This is a genomic window from Paraburkholderia sp. CI3 (assembly GCF_050436505.1).
In the GTDB taxonomy this organism is placed as follows: Bacteria; Pseudomonadota; Gammaproteobacteria; order Burkholderiales; family Burkholderiaceae; genus Paraburkholderia; species Paraburkholderia tuberum.
On record NZ_JBNDMI010000003.1, the window covers coordinates 1,648,096 to 1,666,322 of the forward strand.

General features: G+C 63.4%; 17 protein-coding genes and 1 pseudogene. 5 read left to right on the forward strand and 13 right to left on the reverse strand.

The window, feature by feature from the left end:
- Nucleotides 1–118: 118 nt before the first annotated feature.
- Nucleotides 119–415, reverse strand: a pseudogene (locus OKW29_RS16235) (type II secretion system F family protein); the annotation flags it as partial.
- Between the two features lie 134 nt (nt 416–549).
- Between OKW29_RS16235 and OKW29_RS16240 the strand changes: the two are divergent.
- The gene (locus OKW29_RS16240) at nt 550–924 is read left to right on the forward strand and encodes a GtrA family protein (RefSeq protein ID WP_429291749.1); all 375 of its coding nucleotides are present in this window, start codon (nt 550–552) and stop codon (nt 922–924) included.
- Between the two features lie 23 nt (nt 925–947).
- On the opposite strand, the gene OKW29_RS16245 is transcribed toward OKW29_RS16240, so the two are convergent.
- The 4 genes from OKW29_RS16245 to OKW29_RS16260 form a co-directional block, all read right to left on the reverse strand.
- Nucleotides 948–2,183, reverse strand: a complete 1,236-nt coding sequence (locus OKW29_RS16245; RefSeq protein ID WP_429291750.1) for a YbfB/YjiJ family MFS transporter — start codon at nt 2,181–2,183, stop codon at nt 948–950.
- A gap of 78 nt (nt 2,184–2,261) precedes the next feature.
- A complete protein-coding gene (locus OKW29_RS16250) occupies nt 2,262–3,125 on the reverse strand; it encodes a MurR/RpiR family transcriptional regulator (protein WP_187618666.1) in 864 nt (287 codons plus the stop codon).
- 94 nt (nt 3,126–3,219) lie between these two features.
- Nucleotides 3,220–4,302: an ABC transporter ATP-binding protein gene (locus OKW29_RS16255; RefSeq protein ID WP_429291751.1), complete on the reverse strand. Its 1,083-nt coding sequence runs from the start codon at nt 4,300–4,302 to the stop codon at nt 3,220–3,222.
- 78 nt (nt 4,303–4,380) lie between these two features.
- The gene (locus tag OKW29_RS16260; protein WP_429291752.1) at nt 4,381–5,178 is read right to left on the reverse strand and encodes an SDR family oxidoreductase; all 798 of its coding nucleotides are present in this window, start codon (nt 5,176–5,178) and stop codon (nt 4,381–4,383) included.
- A 318-nt stretch (nt 5,179–5,496) separates the two neighbouring features.
- On the opposite strand from OKW29_RS16260, the gene OKW29_RS16265 reads away from it, so the two are divergent.
- The 3 genes from OKW29_RS16265 (at nt 5,497) to OKW29_RS16275 (ending at nt 8,642) form a co-directional block, all read left to right on the forward strand.
- Nucleotides 5,497–6,729: an ABC transporter substrate-binding protein gene (locus OKW29_RS16265; RefSeq protein ID WP_187618668.1), complete on the forward strand. Its 1,233-nt coding sequence runs from the start codon at nt 5,497–5,499 to the stop codon at nt 6,727–6,729.
- 174 nt (nt 6,730–6,903) lie between these two features.
- Nucleotides 6,904–7,794: a carbohydrate ABC transporter permease gene (locus OKW29_RS16270; RefSeq protein ID WP_429291753.1), complete on the forward strand. Its 891-nt coding sequence runs from the start codon at nt 6,904–6,906 to the stop codon at nt 7,792–7,794.
- Nucleotides 7,791–8,642, forward strand: coding sequence for a carbohydrate ABC transporter permease (locus OKW29_RS16275; protein WP_184072773.1), 852 nt, complete (start codon nt 7,791–7,793; stop codon nt 8,640–8,642). Before OKW29_RS16270 ends, OKW29_RS16275 begins: the two co-directional genes overlap by 4 nt.
- A gap of 47 nt (nt 8,643–8,689) precedes the next feature.
- Here the strand turns inward: OKW29_RS16275 and OKW29_RS16280 are convergent, their stop codons facing one another.
- Nucleotides 8,690–8,983 carry a DUF1330 domain-containing protein gene (locus OKW29_RS16280; RefSeq protein WP_018423759.1) on the reverse strand — a complete coding sequence of 98 codons (294 nt, stop codon included), beginning with the start codon at nt 8,981–8,983 and terminating at the stop codon, nt 8,690–8,692.
- A gap of 272 nt (nt 8,984–9,255) precedes the next feature.
- Here OKW29_RS16280 and OKW29_RS16285 point away from each other — a divergent pair, with 272 nt between their 5' ends.
- Nucleotides 9,256–10,407, forward strand: coding sequence for a peptidyl-alpha-hydroxyglycine alpha-amidating lyase family protein (locus OKW29_RS16285; protein WP_429291754.1), 1,152 nt, complete (start codon nt 9,256–9,258; stop codon nt 10,405–10,407).
- Between the two features lie 66 nt (nt 10,408–10,473).
- Here the strand turns inward: OKW29_RS16285 and OKW29_RS16290 are convergent, their stop codons facing one another.
- From OKW29_RS16290 to OKW29_RS16320, 7 genes are all read right to left on the reverse strand, one after another.
- On the reverse strand, nt 10,474–10,914 hold the full coding sequence (locus OKW29_RS16290; protein WP_090807646.1) for a hypothetical protein: 441 nt from the start codon (nt 10,912–10,914) through the stop codon (nt 10,474–10,476).
- A 202-nt stretch (nt 10,915–11,116) separates the two neighbouring features.
- Nucleotides 11,117–12,823, reverse strand: a complete 1,707-nt coding sequence (locus tag OKW29_RS16295) for a fibronectin type III domain-containing protein (protein WP_429291755.1) — start codon at nt 12,821–12,823, stop codon at nt 11,117–11,119.
- 231 nt (nt 12,824–13,054) lie between these two features.
- Entirely contained in the window at nt 13,055–13,279 is a 225-nt protein-coding gene (locus OKW29_RS16300) for a hypothetical protein (protein WP_429291756.1), read from the reverse strand.
- 115 nt (nt 13,280–13,394) lie between these two features.
- Nucleotides 13,395–13,817 carry a hypothetical protein gene (locus OKW29_RS16305; protein WP_429291757.1) on the reverse strand — a complete coding sequence of 141 codons (423 nt, stop codon included), beginning with the start codon at nt 13,815–13,817 and terminating at the stop codon, nt 13,395–13,397.
- Between the two features lie 29 nt (nt 13,818–13,846).
- Entirely contained in the window at nt 13,847–15,796 is a 1,950-nt protein-coding gene (locus OKW29_RS16310; RefSeq protein WP_429291758.1) for a putative bifunctional diguanylate cyclase/phosphodiesterase, read from the reverse strand.
- 331 nt (nt 15,797–16,127) lie between these two features.
- Nucleotides 16,128–17,069, reverse strand: a complete 942-nt coding sequence (locus OKW29_RS16315) for an ABC transporter substrate-binding protein (protein WP_187616048.1) — start codon at nt 17,067–17,069, stop codon at nt 16,128–16,130.
- A gap of 119 nt (nt 17,070–17,188) precedes the next feature.
- Nucleotides 17,189–18,217, reverse strand: a complete 1,029-nt coding sequence (locus tag OKW29_RS16320; RefSeq protein WP_429291759.1) for an ABC transporter permease — start codon at nt 18,215–18,217, stop codon at nt 17,189–17,191.
- Nucleotides 18,218–18,227: the final 10 nt, after the last annotated feature.

Below are 18,227 nucleotides of genomic sequence, written 5' to 3' on the forward strand. Positions count from 1 at the left end.
TTTGCGGACTCAGCACCGCCGCTGCGCCACGTTGTCTCGTGGGTTCCACCGGCTCTCTCCGTTCATTCCGCATGTCGATCCGCTCGCGACGAAGTGCGTGGTCATGTGCCACCCGCCATGCTCGGCAGCCGAACGGCAGCAGGCCGAGCACCCACGCGGACATCTTGTCTTCGGCGGCGAGCACGCGAACCTTGTCGAATAGCTTGAAGCGGTCGCGGATCAGCGCGGTGATGCCGTCGAGCACTTCGGCGAGATTGCCGCCCGTCTCGCGCTGGATCACGACGGCGATCACGAAGTAACGCAGATCGCGAATCGGCACGCGCGTCGCGAGATTCGTCAGCGCCTCGCTGATCGACACGCCGTAGCTGATCTCGTCGAACACGATGCGGAACTCGCCGCTCATCGGCTCGGCGACGCGATCCCGCCGTGGCTGCTCAACGCGGCGCTGTACCGCGTCTTCAGCGCCGAGCGCCACTGGCTCGCGCATGCGCCGCTGCCTTATGGCGTATCGCTGTTCGCGATCCTGCGCAAGCGCAAGGGAGCGTCGCGATGATGCTGGTCGAACGGGTCAGGCTGATGCGCTTTGGCGCGAGCGGCGTCATTGCGACCGGCCTGCATGTATGCATTGCGCTGACGCTGATCGCGGACGCCGGCATGTCGCCGCCGTGGGCCAACGCGATCGCGTTCACCTGGGCGACGGCGGCCTCTTATCTGTTGAACACGTTCTGGAGTTTTTCTGCGCTGCCTGCGTTGATGAACGCTGGGCGGTTCGTGGTCGTGTCGCTGGGCGGCCTGACGTCGACCGCGCTCGTATCGCACCTTACGCAGCGTGCGGGCGGGCCGCCCGCGCTCGGTATCGCGCTAGTCGTGTGCGTGGTGCCGCCGCTCACGTTCGTCGCGCATCGGTGCTGGACGTATCGCTGAATACGAAGCACGCACAAGGCGACTCACGTCGCGCGCAACGCCTTCTGACACGCCGCGAGTACCGCGCCGGCCGCCAGCAGCAGCGCCGAATACACGAGCCCGCGCGCGAGCCCGGCGCCATCCGACACCCAGCCGATCACGACCGGCCCGACGATCTGCCCGAACGCGAACACGATCGTGAAGGCGCTGATGCCCTTCGCCCAGTGGCTCGCGGGGAGATTGTGGCGCACGAACGCGGTCGTCGACGCGACCGCCGACAGGAACGTCGCGCCGAACAGCGCGCCCGAAACGAACGCGACCCACGGCTGCGTGAAGAGCGCGGGCAGCAGCGTCGCGATCGCCAGCAGCGCGTTGAGCAGGGCGAGCGCCTGGCCCCCGCGCATGCGATCGAGCAGCGTCGACCAGATCCGCGCCGACACCACGGTCGCCGCGCCGAGCAGTAGATAGAAACCGGTGACGACCGCCGCGCTCATGCCGGCGTTGCGCAGCAGCGCGACGATGAACGTCATATAGCCGATATAGCCGACGCCGAACAGTCCGTAGCCCGCGAGCGCGGCCGCGAAGTGCGGCCAGCCCGGGGCGGGGGTGGCGCCGACTGCATGCGCCGCAGCCGACGCGCTCGAGTACGCGCGCTCGATTCTGCGCGACGCGCCGATCGCGACCGCGGCGAACAGCGCGCAGGCCGCCGCGAGCGCGAACCACGCGAATTGCCAGCCGTGGGCGGCATCAAGGATCGTCACCGGCACCAGCACCGACGACGCGACGATCCCCCAGCCGGTACCGCCGTAATACAGACCGAGCACGAGTCCCGCGTCGCGCGGTCGCGCCGACGCGAGCCGCGCCGCAAGCACGCCGCCGCCGATGAAGATCGCCGCGCTGCTCGCACCGGTGATCACGCGCAGCGTCAGCAGCGCATCCGTGCTGGCGGTGAGGCCGCTGCCGGCCATCAGCAGCGCGGTCAGCACGCAACCGGCCGCGAACAGCGCGCCGGCCGACCAGCGGCGCGCGAGGCGCGGAAACACGAGCGCGCCGAGCAGATAGCCGAGCGCGTTGGCGGTGTTCATCGCGCCAGCCTGCGCGAAGCTCCAGCCGAGGTCGAGTTTCATCGACGGCAACAGCAGCGCGTACGCGAAGCGCGCGAAGCCGAGCGCTGTCGCGCTGCCGAGCGATAGCGCGGCGGCCAGCAGCAGGGTCGGCACACGTTCGGCGGTGGTCGTTGATGGGGCGTGCGATGCGGTGTCGGCGGAACGGGAGGACATGGGCGGACGGACGTAAACGGGAACGCTGCGAGCCGATTCTACCTGGAGCGACGACGAAAGTCGCGGAATGTGCGCGCCTTACCCGCCCGCCCCTTCCGGCTCATGCGGCGCGAGCCGCGCCTTTGCGTGGCGCATCTTTTCCAGCGTCTCGGGCCCGGCCTTCAGCGCGACGCCGATCGCGAGCGCGTCCATGATGCACAGATGCACGAGCCGCGACACGCCCGGCGTGTTCGGATCGATCGGGCTCGCCACGCGCAGCAGCAGCGGAATATCGACGAGCCATGCGAGTCGCGAGCCGACGTTGGTCAGCGCGATCGTCGTCGCGCCGCGCTCCTTCGCGATCTGGATGCTTTCATTCACTTCGACGCTGCGCCCCGAATGCGAGATCGCAAACGCGACGTCGCCCGGCTCCATCAGACCCGCGTATAGACGCTGCAAATGACCATCGGTAAACGCGGCCGCCGCGATGTCGATGCGCAAAAAACGCAGCGCCGCGTCCTGCGCGACGAGCCCCGAGCCTGAGCCCACGCCGAAGAAAAACACGCGCCGGGCGCTCGAAAGCGCCGCGATCGCGCTTTCGACCACGGCAGGATCGAGCGCGCCGCGCGCATGCGTGATGCCGTCGATCGCCGCTTCGCCGACCTTGTCCATCAAGGTCTGCACGTCGTCGTCGCGCGCGACCGCGGTCGATGCATACGGCAGGCCGCCCGCGACGCTCTGCGCGAGCTGCATCTTGAAGTCGCGCAGACCGTGCGCACCGATCGCGCGGCAAAAACGCGTGACGGAAGGCTCGGACACGTCGGCGCGCTGCGCGAGTTCGGTGATGCTCGCGCGCATCGCGAAGTCGACGTCGGCGAGCACCATGTCGGCGACCTTGCGCTCGGCGGGCCGCAGACTCGCGAGTGCGTTGCGGATGTGGGGAATCAAGTTCGGTGCGGACACCCGGTGTTCCTTAGGGGCTGTTTCATATGGATCCGCGTCGCTCGCAGCTTGTTCGGCTCCAATCGGCCTGATCAAAGTTCAAGCCGCACGCGGTTCAGACCAGCCTGCGTCCACTCTCCGTATCGAACAGATGGATGTGTTCGGCCGGCAGACGCAGCGCGACACGCTGACCGGGCTCGATCTTCGAGCGCTCGCGCGTGGTCACGCACCACGAAGCGCCGCCTATTTTCCCGTACAGGTGCGTTTCGGCGCCAGTTGGCTCGATCACTTCGACGTCGAGCGCGGCATCCGGTATCTGCGTCGTGATCTCGACGTGCTCGGGCCGCACGCCGAGCGTGGCCTTCGCACCGACCACGGCCGACGCAGGCGTGCGTTCGAGCGCGACCTCGCTGCCGTCCGCGAGCTTCAACGCGAGGCCCGCACCCTGCGTGCGATTGACGATCACGCCCTCGGCGAAATTCATCGACGGCGAGCCGAGGAAGCTCGCGACGAACAGATTCGCCGGCCGGTCATAGAGTTCGAGCGGACGGCCGATCTGCTCGATACGTCCCGCGTTCATCACGACGATGCGATCGGCCATCGTCATCGCTTCGATCTGATCGTGGGTGACGTAGATCACGGTGTTCTTCAAGCGCTGATGCAGGGCCTTGATTTCGGTGCGCATCTGCACGCGCAGCTTTGCGTCGAGATTCGACAGCGGTTCGTCGAACAGGAACAGCGACGGCTCGCGCACCACCGCGCGGCCCATCGCCACGCGTTGCCGCTGACCGCCCGACAGTGCGCGCGGCAAGCGGTCCAGATAGTCACTGAGGTTCAGCATCTTCGCGGCCGCATCGATGCGCGGCTTGTATTTCTCCGAGGATTCCTTGCGGATTCTCGGACCGAACGCGATGTTTTCATACACCGACAGATGCGGATACAGCGCGTAGCTCTGGAACACCATCGAGATGTTGCGCTGCTGCGGCGCGAGCGTATTCGCGCGCGTGCCGCCGATCATCAGATCCCCGCCGCTGATTTCCTCGAGCCCGGCCACCATCCGCATCAGCGTGCTCTTGCCGCAGCCCGACGGACCGACCAGCACGACGAACTCGCCGTCGTCGATGTCGAGATCGATGCCGTGCACGACCTGGGTGTCGCCATAGCGTTTGAAGATGCCGCTCAGTTGCACTGCTGCCATGCTGTCCTCATTGTCTTGCTGTGTGTTGTATTGCCGATGTTGTATTGCCGGTATCGTAGTGCACGCGCCGCGCGCGGCTCAGAACGACTCGAGCGTCAGCTCCTGCGCCATCAGGCGGTTGCCCGCCATCAAGCCGCCGTCGACCGGCAACGCGACGCCGGTGATCACGCGCGCTTGCGGCGATGCGAGGAACAGCACCGCATCGGCGATGTCGTCGGGCGTCGCGAAGTCGCGCAACGGGTACCACTTCTTCAGTTCCTCGAACACCTGCGGATTCTTGTCGACACGCGCCTGCCACGCCTGCGTCTTCACGGTGCCCGGACACACGATGTTCGCGCGAATGCCAAAGCGGCCCAGCTCGATCGCGAGCGCCTTCGTATAGCTGATCAGGCCGGCCTTCGCGGCGCTATATGCCGGATGACCGAGCGCGGCGAGACCGTTCACCGAGCCGATCAGCACGAGCGCGCCGCGCTGCCGTTCGATCATCGACGCGCGCACCGCCTCCACCGTGTGATACGTGCCGTTCAGATTCAGATGGATGTCGCGCTGCCAGCTTGCGGCGTCGGTGGTCGCGAGCGACGCGCCGAGCGCCGCGCCCGCGTTCGCGACCAGCACGTCAACCGGTCCACGCTGCGCGACCGCCGCGGCCACCACGTGCTGCACCGCAGCGGCGTCGCCGAGATCGACCGCGACCGGCACGACCTGGTCCGCGCCCTGTTGCGCGCCCCGTTGCGCGCCGAGTCGCGCGCTCAACGATTGGAGCGCGGTCGCGTCGATGTCGAGCGCGAGCACGGTGTCACCCGCCTCGACGAAGCGCTCGCATAACACGCTGCCGATACCGCCGCATGCGCCCGTTACCAATACGACACGATCCATGTGTTCCTCGCTCGTTGGCCTGGCCGTTTCGGCCGTCTTGCCGGCGCCGTCCGCCACCCGGCTCGCGCTACGCGCAACGCTGTAAATTTCCTACATATCCGGCTCGCGACGACTGCTGTCATCCCGAAGAGTGGGTTTCCAATCCCGTCGCGCAGTGCAGAATACCCCATGCTTTACAGTATCTTAGGCACAAAACAGCCCGAGAAAAAATATCGCAGACCCTACGTGACAAGCTATTTTGCGTCATGTAGGATTTTTTCAAACAATTTACCCAAGGCGGCCGGCGACGGCAGCAAACCACCCCCAGGAGAGAGAAAAATGTCGTTGCATGCCCGTGCTTCCCTCGCGCTAGGCAAAGTCGCCGTGGCGCTCGCGTTTGCAGGTATCGCCGTCTCGGCCCATGCCGAGACGGTCCGCGTGACGGTCGCTCACTACAGCGACGCGACCGCGCCGTACTTCGAGAAAATGGCCCGCAACTTCGAGAAGGCCAATCCCGGCACGACCATCAAGATCGAAGACGTGAACTGGGACACGCTGCAACAGAAGCTGCAAACGGACATCTCCGGCGGCGCCAACGCGGACCTCGCGATCGTCGGCACGCGCTGGCTGCTCGACTTCGTGAAGGACGACGTCGCCGAGCCGCTCGACGGTTATATGGACGCGAACTTCAAGGCCCGCTTCATCGGTCCGTTCCTCGCGCCTGGCCAGATCAACGGCAAGACCTACGGCCTGCCGATCGCCGCTTCCGCGCGCGCGCTGTACTACAACAAGGATCTGCTCGCGAAGGTCGGCTACCCCGACGGCCCGAAGACCTGGAATGACGTGATCGATGCATCGAAGAAGCTGAAGGCGCAAGGCATCGCCGGCTTCGGTCTGCAAGGCAAGGAAATCGAAACCGACGTCTACTTTTACTACGCGCTGTGGACGATGGGCGGCGACGTGGTCGGCAAGGACGGCAAGGCCGCGTTCAATTCGCCGGCGGGCGTGAAGGCCGCGACGATGTACAAGCAGATGATCGACCAGGGCCTCACGCAACCGGGCGTCACCGGCTATAGCCGCGAAGACGTGCAGAACCTGTTCAAGCAGGGCCGCGTCGCGATGGTGATCTCCGCGCCGTTCCTCGCCAAGCAGATCAAGAAGGAAGCGCCGAACCTGAAGTACGGCATCGATCCGCTGCCGATGGGCACGACGCACGCCACCTACGCGGTCACCGACTCGATCGTGATGTTCAAGAACTCGAAGGTGAAGAAGACCGCGTGGAAGTTCCTCGACTATCTGTTCACGAAGGAACCGCGTGTCGAGTTCACGACGACCGAAGGCTTCCTCCCGACCACGAAGGCCGAAGCGACCGACCCGGCTTTCAACGATCCGGACGTCAAGGCATTCATTGCGTTGCTGCCCACCGCTCACTTCGCGCCGACCGTGACCGGCTGGGAAGACACCGCGAAGGCCGTGACCGACGCGATGCAGGCGATCTACCTGAACAAGGCGCAACCGGCGGAAGCGTTGAATGCGGCCGCTGCGCAGGCGAACAAGTCGCTCGGTCACTGATACGCGGCTTTTGACAGTAACGAGACGAACAGGGGACGCGCGGCGCCGTAGCTCAAGCGCCGCGCGTTGCGCCGCGCCACTCCCACATTCGAGCCTATGCAGCACGATGCACCCTCCGGCCCATTCCGTCGTGCCCGCCGCCAGAGAGCGGGCGCCTCTTACGATCGAGCACGCATGAGCCGTTTCGTTTCTTCGCGCGCGCAGGCGCCCTGGTTGCTGATTGCGCCGAGCCTCGTGCTCGCGCTGTTCATCATCAGCTATCCGATTTTCAACATCGTGTGGCAATCGCTGCATGAGGTATCGCGCTTCGGCGCGATCCGCGACTTCACCGGCGCGCAGAACTTCATCAACGTGTTTGAGGACCCGGTGTTTCTCGCTTCGGTACGCCGCACGATCATCTGGACCGTGTGCGTGGTGGGCGGCACGGTGCTGATCTCGGTACCTGTCGCACTGATTCTGAACCAGGATTTTCACGGTCGCGGCGTGGCGCGCACGATCGTGATGCTGCCGTGGTCCGTCTCTTTGACGATGACCGCCGTCGTCTGGCGCTGGGCCTTCAACGACGACTACGGCATGGTCAATGTCACGCTGCAGCGGCTCGGCTTGATCGGCGGCCCGATTCACTGGCTCGCGACGCCCGAGCTCGCGTTCCCCGTCGAAATCGCGGTCGGCATTCTGGTGTCGATTCCGTTCACGGTGACGATTTTTCTTGGCGGCCTGTCTTCGGTCCCAGGCGATATCTACGAAGCCGCGCGCATCGACGGCGCGAGCGCCTGGCAGCAGTTCCGTCAATTGACGATGCCGCTGCTGCGCCCGTTCATCAACATGGCGATCCTGCTGAACGTGATCTACGTGTTCAACTCGTTTCCGATCATCTGGGTGATGACGCAAGGCGGCCCCGACAACAGCACGCACATCCTCGTCACCTACCTGTACGAACTCGGCTTCCGGCTCGGACGTCCCGGCGAAGCGGCCGCCGTTTCGCTGATCATGCTCGTGATGCTGTTCGTGTTCTCGATCGCTTATCTGCGTCTGCAACGCGCGAAAGAAGGAGTGCCATCATGAGTCTGAGCGCGAAAACGAAACGCTCGCTGTGGTGCTGGATCGCGCTGACGCCGCTCGTGATCGTCATCCTGTTTCCGTTCGCGGTGATGTTCTTCACCGCGGTCAAACCGGCCTCGGAGATCTTCGTCTATCCGGCGCGCTGGCTGCCGGTGCAGTGGCAGTGGCGCAATTTCATCGACATGTGGGACGCGGCCAACTTCGGCGTCGCGCTGCGCAACAGCACGATCATCAGTTTCCTGTCCACCGCGCTCGCACTCGCGGTGAGCCTGCCCGCCGCTTACGCGCTCGCGCGCTTCCCGTTTCGCGGACGCGGCCTGTACCGGCAGTTCCTGCTCGTCACGCAGATGCTGTCGCCGATCCTGCTGGTGGTCGGCCTGTTCCGGCTCGCGGCGATGATTCCGTGGGGCGACGGCAACCTGGTCGATTCGAGGATCGGCGTGATCGTGTCGTACGCGGCGTTCAATATCGCGTTCGCGGTGTGGATGCTGTCGTCGTACTTTCAGACCGTGCCGCAGGATCTCGAGGAATCCGCGTGGCTCGAAGGCTGCAGCCGCGCGCGCGCGGTGTTCAAGGTGTTTCTGCCGCTCGCGGTGCCGGCGATCGTCGTGACCGCCATCTTCACGTTCATCAATGCGTGGAACGAGTTCGCGATCGTCTATACGCTGATCCGCTCGCCGGAAAACAAGACGCTGACCGTGCAGGTGACCGATATGGTCGCGGGCAAGTACGTGGTCGAATGGCATCTGGTGATGGCCGCGACCTTGTGCGCGACGTTGCCGGTTTCGATCGTGTTTGCGTGGTTGCAGCGTTATATGGTGAAGGGGCTCGCGCTCGGCGCGGTGAAGTGAGTGACTGCGCGGCGCGTGCCGCGCAGTGTTCGCTTGCGGGTCGTGCGTCAGTCGGTGCCGCGCACGATGCGCAGATCGCGTTCGACGCCATCGCCCAATGCGGCCAGCGCCTTCTTGTACTCCTCGCTTTCGTAAGCGGCGACGGCCGCCTCGTACGTCGGGAACTCGATTACGACCGTGCGCTCCTTGAGGCCCTGCTCGCGCGCCTCGTCCGCCACGCCTCGCACGAGGAACTTGCCGCCCGCCGCCGCCACCGCGGCCGGGGCCAGTTGCGCGTACGCGGCCAGTTTCTGCGGATCGTTCGTCTTGCGGTACGACGACACCCAATAACCTTTGCTCATTCGAATCTCCTTGTGTGATGGACCAACGCGGGACTAAAGCGGACCTAAGCAGTCGCGGTCTTACATAGTAGCAAAGCGGGCTGGCTCGCGACGCCGAGCGGTACCGCGCCGCCGCGCGCCGCGACCTGGACAGCATCTGCCACCACCAGCACGTGATCGCGCATAACGGGAAGTGTCTCTTTCAGCATCGCCAAAACGATTTAGCCATTAAACGTTTTGTGCACTAGGCTTGCCTTTGCACACTTCAAGCGATGGACCAAAGGAGACAACGAATGAGCGAGCGATACGAGTCGTTTTGTGCATGCTGCGGCGGTCCCGACCACCGGGCGATGAGCCGACGGACTTTCATGAGCCTGCTTGCGGGTAGCGCCGCCGGACTCGCCATGCCGTCCGCGTTCGCCGCGGACACACCGGCCGTGCCCACGATTGCTTATGACTCGATTGCCAACCCCGTACGTTTGCCGAACGACAGGTACTTCGGCGAATGCTCGGGCATCGCGCTCAATTCGCATGGCCATATCTTCGTGCTGTCGCGCGGCAACACCACCGGCCCCGCATATCGCGCGGCCGCCGCGCAATTGCTCGAGTTCGCGCCCGATGGACGCTTCGTGCGCGAGATCGGCCACAACCTGTATGCGTGGTCGTTTGCGCACACGGTGAAGGTGGACCGGCACGACAACATCTGGGTCACCGACAAGGGCTCGGACATGGTGATCAAGTTCACGCCGGAAGGACGCGTCGCGATGGTGTTCGGCCGCAAGCAGGAAGCATCGGACGAGGAGACCGCGCCGCTCAAGCATCCGAATCCGCCGCTGCCCTCCGAACCCGGACGCTTTCGCCAGGTGACCGACGTCGCGTGGGACAAGGCGGGCAACACCTATATCAGCGACGGATACATCAACTCGCGCGTCGCGAAGGTCGATCGCGACGGCAACTGGCTGAAGTCATGGGGCGATCGCGGCACGGGACCGGGGCAGTTCCATACGCCGCATAGCATCGCGGTCGATGCGCACGACCACGTTTATGTGGCCGATCGCAGCAACCGGCGCATCCAGGTGTTCGATACCGAGGGCACGTTCCTGCGCCAGTTCACGATCGACGTACCGGTGCCGCCGGACGCGCGCCCCGCGATCGGCAACATGCCGAGCGAAGCGGACCTCGCCGCGGGCACGTTCGCGCCGGGCTCGCCCTGGGCGATCTGCATCTCGCCGGGACCGAATCAGGTGCTCTATAGCGCCGACGCGTTTCCGGGCCGCATCTACAAGATGACGCTCGACGGCAAAGTGCTCGGCGTACTAGGCAAAGCGGGCAAACAGCCGAAGCAGTTCGGCTGGATTCACGAGATGGCGTGTCCTTCGGAAAACGTATTATTCGTTGCCGAGTTGCTGAACTGGCGTATTCAGAAACTGGTTCTGCATGCGTGATGGACGAGGGCCGCCGCATTCGTCCGTGATGCGGACGCGGACCGGCCCTGTCGATGTCAAGCCGTCTCAGTCGTAACGACGATGCTTGTGATGGTGCTTGCCCGATTGGTGGCCGCGGGAGTAGTCGTTGGCATACGAGTTCGAGCGCGAGATGTTGCCGCCGAGCGCCGAACCCGCGCCGCCGCCGAGCGCGGCGCCGACCAGGCCGCCGGTGCGGCCGCCCATCGCGTTGCCGGCCGCGGTGCCCGCCCCGCCACCGAGCGCGCCGCCAATGATCGCGCCGGTACGTTCGCGACGATTCGACGTGACCGCGCCGCCCGCCCCGCCGCCCACCGCGCCGCCGATCACCGCGCCGGTGCTGCCGCCCACCGCGCCGCCGACTGCCGCGCCAGCGACGCCACCGAGCGCGCCGCCGAGCATGTTGTTCATATCACCGGCGAGTGCCGGCAACGACGCGGCGGCGCTCAATGCAGCCACGGCAACCATCTGGATGATTTTCTTCGACATATCGGGTCTTTGTTTTAGTGAGACGGCGCCGAGTATAGCGGGGCTTCGGAAAGGGCTTTGTAACCTCGACAGTACGTGGCGGTAAGACGTGTAACAAAATGAATGGGGCGTTGTTTTTGCGGTGACCGTGAAAAAACAAGGGCCGCTCGTGATGAGCGGCCCCTGAAAATTGAATGCCGATCAGTGAATCAAATCTATCCTTCTACCCGCGCCGCTTCTTCTTCAATTCGATCGTCTCGAACAGATCGTATTCCGGTGTCGGCGTCTGATCCGCGCCCGGCGCATGGTAGTAGTTCATCGTGATCGTGGTGTCGCCGCCGGGCTGCCCCGGATCGTAGTCGAACACCGCGATGCCGTAGCCGGTGCCGGTATCGCGTTGGGCGGACCAGATTGCGTCTTCGACCGCGTCGGCGCTCGCGCGCACGAACGTGCCCGCGGTCGTCGACGGCACCGGGCGATTCGGCTTCGTGAAGATGCGCGCCTGCGGCAGGCCTGTGCCAGCATCGACGCCATACACGTCGAGCGGCGCGCTCGTGCCGCCGCCGCCGAGAATCAGGTGGATCGTGCCGTGGCTCGTATCGAACGTCGATGCACCCGCCGATACCGCCGACATGATCGGCTTGGGCTGCAACGTATCGACCGGGTGCCCCGTCGCGATGTCGGTGCCCTTGTTGTGATTGCAACCGCGCACCGGATAGCTGCGCTCGTAGTCGTGATCGTGACCGCACAGCACGAGGTCCACGCCATAGCGATCGAACAGCGGCAGCCACGCTTCGCGAATGCCCTTGTCGGAACCGTTGCCAGTCTTCGACGAGCTGAGTGCGTCCTGATGCATCTGCACGATGATCCAGTCCACGTCGTTATCGTGCGACGCATGCTGCAGCACTTTTTCGAGCCAGCGTGTCTGCTCGCCATTGCTATAGCCGCGCACGTACAGCGACGTGCCCGCCGGAATCGGCGGATTGCCGGTACTCGCGACCGGCGTCAGCGGCGCGGGCCCGGCGACGAAAGCGGCGGCATCCTGATAGACGACGTCGTCCGCATCGAGCGAAATGAACAGCACCGAGCCGACGCGGAAGCTGTACCAGCGGCCCGGAAAACGCGTGTGATTATCGGGCAGCACGTAGCGCGACAGATACGACGCAAGGCCCTGCTCGCCGTTGTTGAATTCGAGCTCGTGATTGCCGGGACACGGCATCCACGGCCGGTTCGACGCCGACGTCTGCGCGTTGTTGCCGAAGTCGCGCCACACCTCGGGCTGCTGCGTCGGATTCAGATTCGCATAGCAGAGGTCACCGTTGAGCAGATGGAAGAGCGGCTGAAAGCGCTCGACGGCCGCCACCGCGAAGCGGCTTTGCGGCGACGACAGCACCCATTTCGTATTCGGCGTCGCGAGATCGCCGTAGCTCGTCCAGCGAAACGGCGCGCGGCCGCGCGGCGCGGTACGAAAACTCGCGGTGAAGGGTTGCGCTGCATTGCCGTCGTTATCGGCCGTCACTTCGTACTGATAGCTCGTGTCGGCCTTCAGCTCGCGCACGCGCGCGTGATAGTTGAATACGACCTCGCCGTTGATGCCGTCGGTGTAAGTGCTTTGCACCGCGTGCACCGTATGTTTCGCGTGGTCCCCGTTATTGGCGCCGCTTATGCGCACCTGCGGATTGACCGCGGGCGCGAGCGACGACCACGACACGGTAATTTCGCTCGTCGGGTCGCTGCCCCAGGTCAGATGGATCTGTTCGGGCGTGCCATCGGGTGTGCCGCTATTGGCGCCGCGCGCGGTCGATGCGAGCGCGCCCGCCGCCGTCGCGAGACTCGATGCGCCGGCGAACTTCAGAAAGCCGCGACGCGAGACGATCGATGCGCCGTGCTCATCGGCAGGCGTTGTCTTGACGATTTTTCTGTTCGACATGTCCGGTATGGTTGTTCAGGTGGAAGAATGCCAGCGCAAAACAACGCCCCGCGGGGCGAGCGCGGACGGAAAGTGACGGACGATCGTAGCCGGACGGCGATGACAGCCCGATGAAACATCGGGCGAATAGCGGAAGGAGGGTTCGATATCGAAAGGTTTATAAAAACAGATTGCCGGTGCAGCGCGTGATTCGATCGCGCGCATGCAACCGGCAATCCGCTTGACGTCCGTTCAGGTCTGGGAGCTTGTATCGTCCGCGGCTTGAGCGTTGTCGGCGTCGTCCTGCTTCTCTTCTTCTTTCTTTTCCACCAGCGCTTCCAGCTTTCCAGCGCCTTCGAAACCGGCGATAGCGGCCACGCCTTTGGTCAGCAGACCCGCTTCGGGATCGACTTTCTCCGCGGCTTCAACGGCGGCAACCGCACCGGCAATCTTGCCCACTTCGTCCAGAAGTCCCATATCGCACTCCCACAAAAATAAGTGAAGCTGCATCGTCTCACGAACTTTATGGCATGTCGTCAAATGTTACATCGCTTAACGATGAAGCTTTCGGAGTGAAATTTAAACGGCTGCCTCACACGCGCGCGGGCGGCTGCGGATTGTTTCCGGGATTCGTGTCGTACCGTGACACGCGAAGAATACCGTTCGCGTCGATCAGCTTCGACAAGCCGGCCTCGAGGGCATCGGCGACGTCCTTGTCATACACTTCGTCGCCATTCACATGGAGCGTGAACGACTGCAGGTACTTCGCTTTCTTCTCCGGGTTCTCGATGGTTTGCCGTGTCCATTGATAAAGCGGGTAGTTCTCGATGCCCATTCTCTCCGCTTCGATCACGTAGTCGGCGAATGCATCGAACTGGCATTTGAGCGTTGCGTGATGCGTTTGCAAAATGGCACGTAGCGCTGGATGCGCGGCGCACGAAGGGTCCGCGCGCAGCGAGTTGGCGAGTTCCATCGACGCGGTGATTCGCAGTTGAAATTGCAAGGGAGACGACATCACGACCTCGATCGCATCGGTAACGGATATCAAAAGTCCGCAGGCGCGGCCTTGTCGGCGACACGCGCGTCGAGCAGCGCTTCGCACTGCTCGATTTCTTCGTTGCACATCGGCTTGCCGAGCAGATAACCCTGCGCATGCGTGCAACCGCATACGCGCACGAAATTGAGCTGCTCCTGGGTTTCGATGCCCTCGGCCGTGGTCGGCATGCCGATCTCGCGCGCCAGCGCGACGATGCCGCGCACCACGGCCGCCGATTCGCGCCGATGCACGGACTCGCGGACGAACGAACTGTCGATCTTCAGCTTGTCGAACGAGAAGCGCACGAGCGTGGACATCGTCGAAAAGCCGGTGCCGAAGTCGTCGAGCGCCAGCCCGATACCCAATGCGCGCAATCTGGTGATATTGCGGCGAGTCACTTCGTCGTCGTTCAGCAGTGCCGTTTCCGTGACCTCGAGATTGAGCCGCGTCGGCGGCAGCCTCGTTTTCCGAAGTATTGCCGTCACCGTCGATGCGAACGATTCCTCGCGCAATTGCACCGGCGATACATTGACCGCGACGATCACCTTGTCGCGCCACGCCGACGCCGCCATGCACGATTGCAGCAGCACCCATTCACCCAATGCGAGGATCAGGCCGGTGCGCTCGGCGGTCGGAATGAACGCGGACGGCGACAACTCGCCGCGCGTCGGATGGGCCCAGCGAATCAGCGCCTCGCGGCCCGCTACCGCGCCGGTATGCAGATCGATGATCGGCTGATACTCCATGCGCAAACCATTGAACGACTTCAGCGCGCCTTCGAGGTCGCTGCGCAGCAGGCTCAGGCTTTCGTCCGATACGTGCTTCTCGGCATCGAAAATCGCGAACGCGCTTTTGCCACTGCGCTTGACGCCGTACAACGCGCGGTCCGCGCAGATCAGCAATTGCGGACCCGTTTTCGCATGTTCGGGATAGAGCGCGATGCCGACGCTCGCCCCGATATGCACGAGCGCTTCGCTCAACACGAACGGCCGCGCCAGCGTTCTGACGATGCGATCGGCCAGCACGCGCACGTCGCGAAGCTGCCCGGCGTCGTCCGAAATCGCGACGAACTCGTCGCCCGCCAGGCGGCCAACGTGGTCGCCGCTCGGCAGCAGATCGCGCAAACGGGAGGCCGCTTCCTGCAGAATCTGGTCGCCGGCGGCATGACCGAGACTGTCGTTGATCGCCTTGAAGCCGTCGAGGTCGATCAGCAGCACCGCGAACGCCTCGCCCTGCCGCGTCGAACTCTCGCCGGTGCGTTCGATCAGCAACTCGTTGATACGCGCGCGATTCGGCAAACCGGTCAGGCTATCCTGGCGCGCGAGGCGATGACTGTTTTCCCGCGCGAGCAGCAACGCAACGGTGTCGCGATTACTGCGCAGCGCGACCGTGAAGAAGCCGGCCGCGCAAAACGGAGCCTGAAATAGCAGCACGAGCTTGCCATTGCCCGGCGACATCGCCGCGCCGACACTCAGAAAGCCGAGAATAAAAACGATCTGCAATAACGCAAGCCGCGGCGTGCCCGCATTGCGTCCGGACAATCCGCCGATCACACCGACCGCACAGACGTTTCCAAGCAGAAAAAGCGTGGGACTTCCGCTGATATTGCACAGGAATGTGCCAAACCCGAACAACGCGCTCCACAACAGACTCGCGAAAATAAACGCGGAAGTCGGCGTGGGCAGCCCAAGGGCGGCCCGCGTGCGGCATAACCAGATCAGCGTGAGCCGCGCGATCAGCAATGCGACGACCGCGATACCCCACGCGGCATATAGAGGAATCGGATAAAGATAATACGCGGTTGCGCAAACGCTGATTTCGCAAATCGACGCGAAAACGATCGATGCGGTTCGCGTGAACAGGTTGGCAAGCAGGATCTGCCGGTTGTCCGGACTCAGGTTCTGGGCCGAGGACACGACCCACTTGAAAAATGGAGACCTTGGTTCGGTAAAAGCCATGACCTGCGCATTCGACGGTGGGTGGGTCCGAATCGGCATGCGAATGGACGGCTCGTGCAGCGATTACATAAACATAAAGTATCAGATTAATGCATGCAACGGCGCGAAATGACCGGCAGCCGTGGATCAAAAACCCTGCATGAGCGCGAATCCCGACTTGCTCGATGGAGTACGAGCGTTTGGATTACATGTTGTTGCCGCGCAACGGACCGCTCGATATAGCGCGATTCCGAAGTTGCGGAACGGCAATAAAAAAAGAGGAAGATCGTGGCTCTCCCTCTTTGATGATTGTCGCAGCCTCGGCTTCCCGAGTCGCGATCGCCGGCCTCGCTTAGTCGTACAGCACGGCTGCGATCTTCGGATCGTTAATGTTGGTCTTGTCGTACCAGTAGAAACCGGTGTCGATCTTCTTCGGCAGCTTCTCGCCGTGCAGCGCCTTGACCGCCGAGTCGACCGTGCATTTGCCGATACCGACCGGATTCTGCGTAATCGCGCCGGCCATCAAGCCCGACATGATGTTCTCCTTCTGCTCCTTGCCGGAGTCGAAGCCGATCAGCACGAGTTTCTTGCCCGACTCCTTGACGCCGATCGCCGCGCCTTCCGCCGAACCTTCGTTTGCACCGAAGATACCCTTCAGGTTCGGATTCGCCTGGATCATGGTCTTGGCGATTTCCGCGGACTTCAGGTGATCGCCGGCGCCGTATTGCACGGACACGATCTTGATGTTCGGATGCTTCGACTTGATCTGATTGACGAAACCGTCGCGGCGATCGACACCGGTGCGGCTCGTCTGGTCGTGCACGATCACGCCGACTTCGCCGGAATTGCCGATCAGCGCGGCCATCTTGTCGGCGGCGAGCGCGGCGGCGGCGACGTTGTCCGTCGAGCAGGTCGTCAACGGAATATCGCTGTCGACGCCAGAGTCGAATGCAATCACCGGAATCTTGTCGTTCTGGGCGCGCTTGAGCAAGGGGATGGCCGCCTTACTGTCGAGCGCCGCGATGCCGAGCGCCTGCGGCTTCTTCGCGAGCGCGGCCGACAGCATGTCGATCTGCTTATCGACCATCGCTTCCGTTTCCGGTCCCTCGAACGTGATCCTGACGTTGTTCGCTTTCGCGGACTGCTCGGCGCCCGATTTGACGGCTTGCCAGAACTGATGCTGGAAGCCTTTCGAAATAAGCGGAATATACGGCTCGTCCGCATACGCGAGACTACTTCCGCCGACGAGCGCACCGACACCGACCACGATACCGATCAGTCTTCTCTTCAACATGGGGCCTCCTCCAATGGTTGGGCTATCAAGCCGCTATCGAGCTTTCGAGGGAGCCTTCACGTGCCCTCTCTCTCGTGCTCCTGCGTTCCCTGCTTATTTGCTGCTTCCTTGCTCCTGCGTCAACTTCTCCGGCTGCGCCGCAGGATGTCCGCATACACCGCCAGAATGATGATCAAACCGGTCACGACGATCTGCCACTCCTGCGCGACCGACATGATGCGCAGTCCGTTGGTCAGCACGCTCATGATGAAAGCGCCGATGATAGTGCCGAGTATCGTTCCCGAACCGCCGCTCAACGACGTGCCGCCGATCACGACCGCCGCGATCGCATCGAGCTCGTAGCCTTGACCGAGCGCCGGCTGCGCCGAATTGAGCCGCGACGCGATCAGCAGACCCGCGATGCCGCAGATAGCGCCGCCCACGCCGTAAATCGCGATCTTCCAGCGATCGACATTGACGCCCGAGAGCCGCACCGCTTCTTCATTGCTGCCGAGTGCGAACGTATAGCGGCCGAGCGCGGTGCGATTGAGCGTAATGGAACTGACGATCGCGAGAACGAACAGGATCAGTACCGCATTCGGAATCGGCACGCTCGGCAGGAAATAGCCGATCAGCGAATCCTGGGAAATACGGTAGAAGTTCTCGGTATCGGTGAAATAGATCGGCTTGTCCGCCGACACGACGAGTGAAAGACCTTTGAGCAGCATCATCATGCCGAGCGTCGCGATGAATGGCGGGATCTTCATTTTGGCGGTCAGCGTGCCCGATACCGTGCCGCATACCGCGCCCGTCGCGAGTGCTGCGAGCACGCCCATCCACATCGGCAGATGCCAGTACGTGAGAAACACTCCGCAAATCACGGCGGTAAATGTCATCAACGTACCGACCGATAGATCGATGCCGCCCGTAATGATCACGAACGTGGCGGCGATCGCCAGCACGCCGTTCACAGCTGTCGCCTGAAAAATGCCGAGGATGTTGTCCATCTGCATGAAGGCCGGCGACGCGAAACTGAAGAACACCAGCAGCAGGATGAGGCTCGCGAACGCGAGCATCTTTTGCACGGCGGTCGGCGCGAAAATTCGCGCTTTCAGCCCGGAAGTGCGCCTTTCGTTGTCCAGCGCCGCGGTATCCGTTCGCAATGTCATGTCGTAGACC

Coding starts and splice junctions, on each gene's coding strand:
- OKW29_RS16280 (WP_018423759.1), bottom strand. CDS start 8,983: ATGAGCAAAGGTTATTGGGTGTCGTCGTACCGCAAGACGAACGATCCG.
- OKW29_RS16315 (WP_187616048.1), bottom strand. CDS start 17,069: ATGTTGAAGAGAAGACTGATCGGTATCGTGGTCGGTGTCGGTGCGCTC.
- OKW29_RS16240 (WP_429291749.1), top strand. CDS start 550: ATGATGCTGGTCGAACGGGTCAGGCTGATGCGCTTTGGCGCGAGCGGC.
- OKW29_RS16290 (WP_090807646.1), bottom strand. CDS start 10,914: ATGTCGAAGAAAATCATCCAGATGGTTGCCGTGGCTGCATTGAGCGCC.
- OKW29_RS16320 (WP_429291759.1), bottom strand. CDS start 18,217: ATGACATTGCGAACGGATACCGCGGCGCTGGACAACGAAAGGCGCACT.
- OKW29_RS16310 (WP_429291758.1), bottom strand. CDS start 15,796: ATGGCTTTTACCGAACCAAGGTCTCCATTTTTCAAGTGGGTCGTGTCC.
- OKW29_RS16255 (WP_429291751.1), bottom strand. CDS start 4,302: ATGGCAGCAGTGCAACTGAGCGGCATCTTCAAACGCTATGGCGACACC.
- OKW29_RS16245 (WP_429291750.1), bottom strand. CDS start 2,183: ATGTCCTCCCGTTCCGCCGACACCGCATCGCACGCCCCATCAACGACC.
- OKW29_RS16300 (WP_429291756.1), bottom strand. CDS start 13,279: ATGGGACTTCTGGACGAAGTGGGCAAGATTGCCGGTGCGGTTGCCGCC.
- OKW29_RS16260 (WP_429291752.1), bottom strand. CDS start 5,178: ATGGATCGTGTCGTATTGGTAACGGGCGCATGCGGCGGTATCGGCAGC.
- OKW29_RS16295 (WP_429291755.1), bottom strand. CDS start 12,823: ATGTCGAACAGAAAAATCGTCAAGACAACGCCTGCCGATGAGCACGGC.
- OKW29_RS16275 (WP_184072773.1), top strand. CDS start 7,791: ATGAGTCTGAGCGCGAAAACGAAACGCTCGCTGTGGTGCTGGATCGCG.
- OKW29_RS16270 (WP_429291753.1), top strand. CDS start 6,904: ATGAGCCGTTTCGTTTCTTCGCGCGCGCAGGCGCCCTGGTTGCTGATT.
- OKW29_RS16285 (WP_429291754.1), top strand. CDS start 9,256: ATGAGCGAGCGATACGAGTCGTTTTGTGCATGCTGCGGCGGTCCCGAC.
- OKW29_RS16305 (WP_429291757.1), bottom strand. CDS start 13,817: ATGTCGTCTCCCTTGCAATTTCAACTGCGAATCACCGCGTCGATGGAA.
- OKW29_RS16265 (WP_187618668.1), top strand. CDS start 5,497: ATGTCGTTGCATGCCCGTGCTTCCCTCGCGCTAGGCAAAGTCGCCGTG.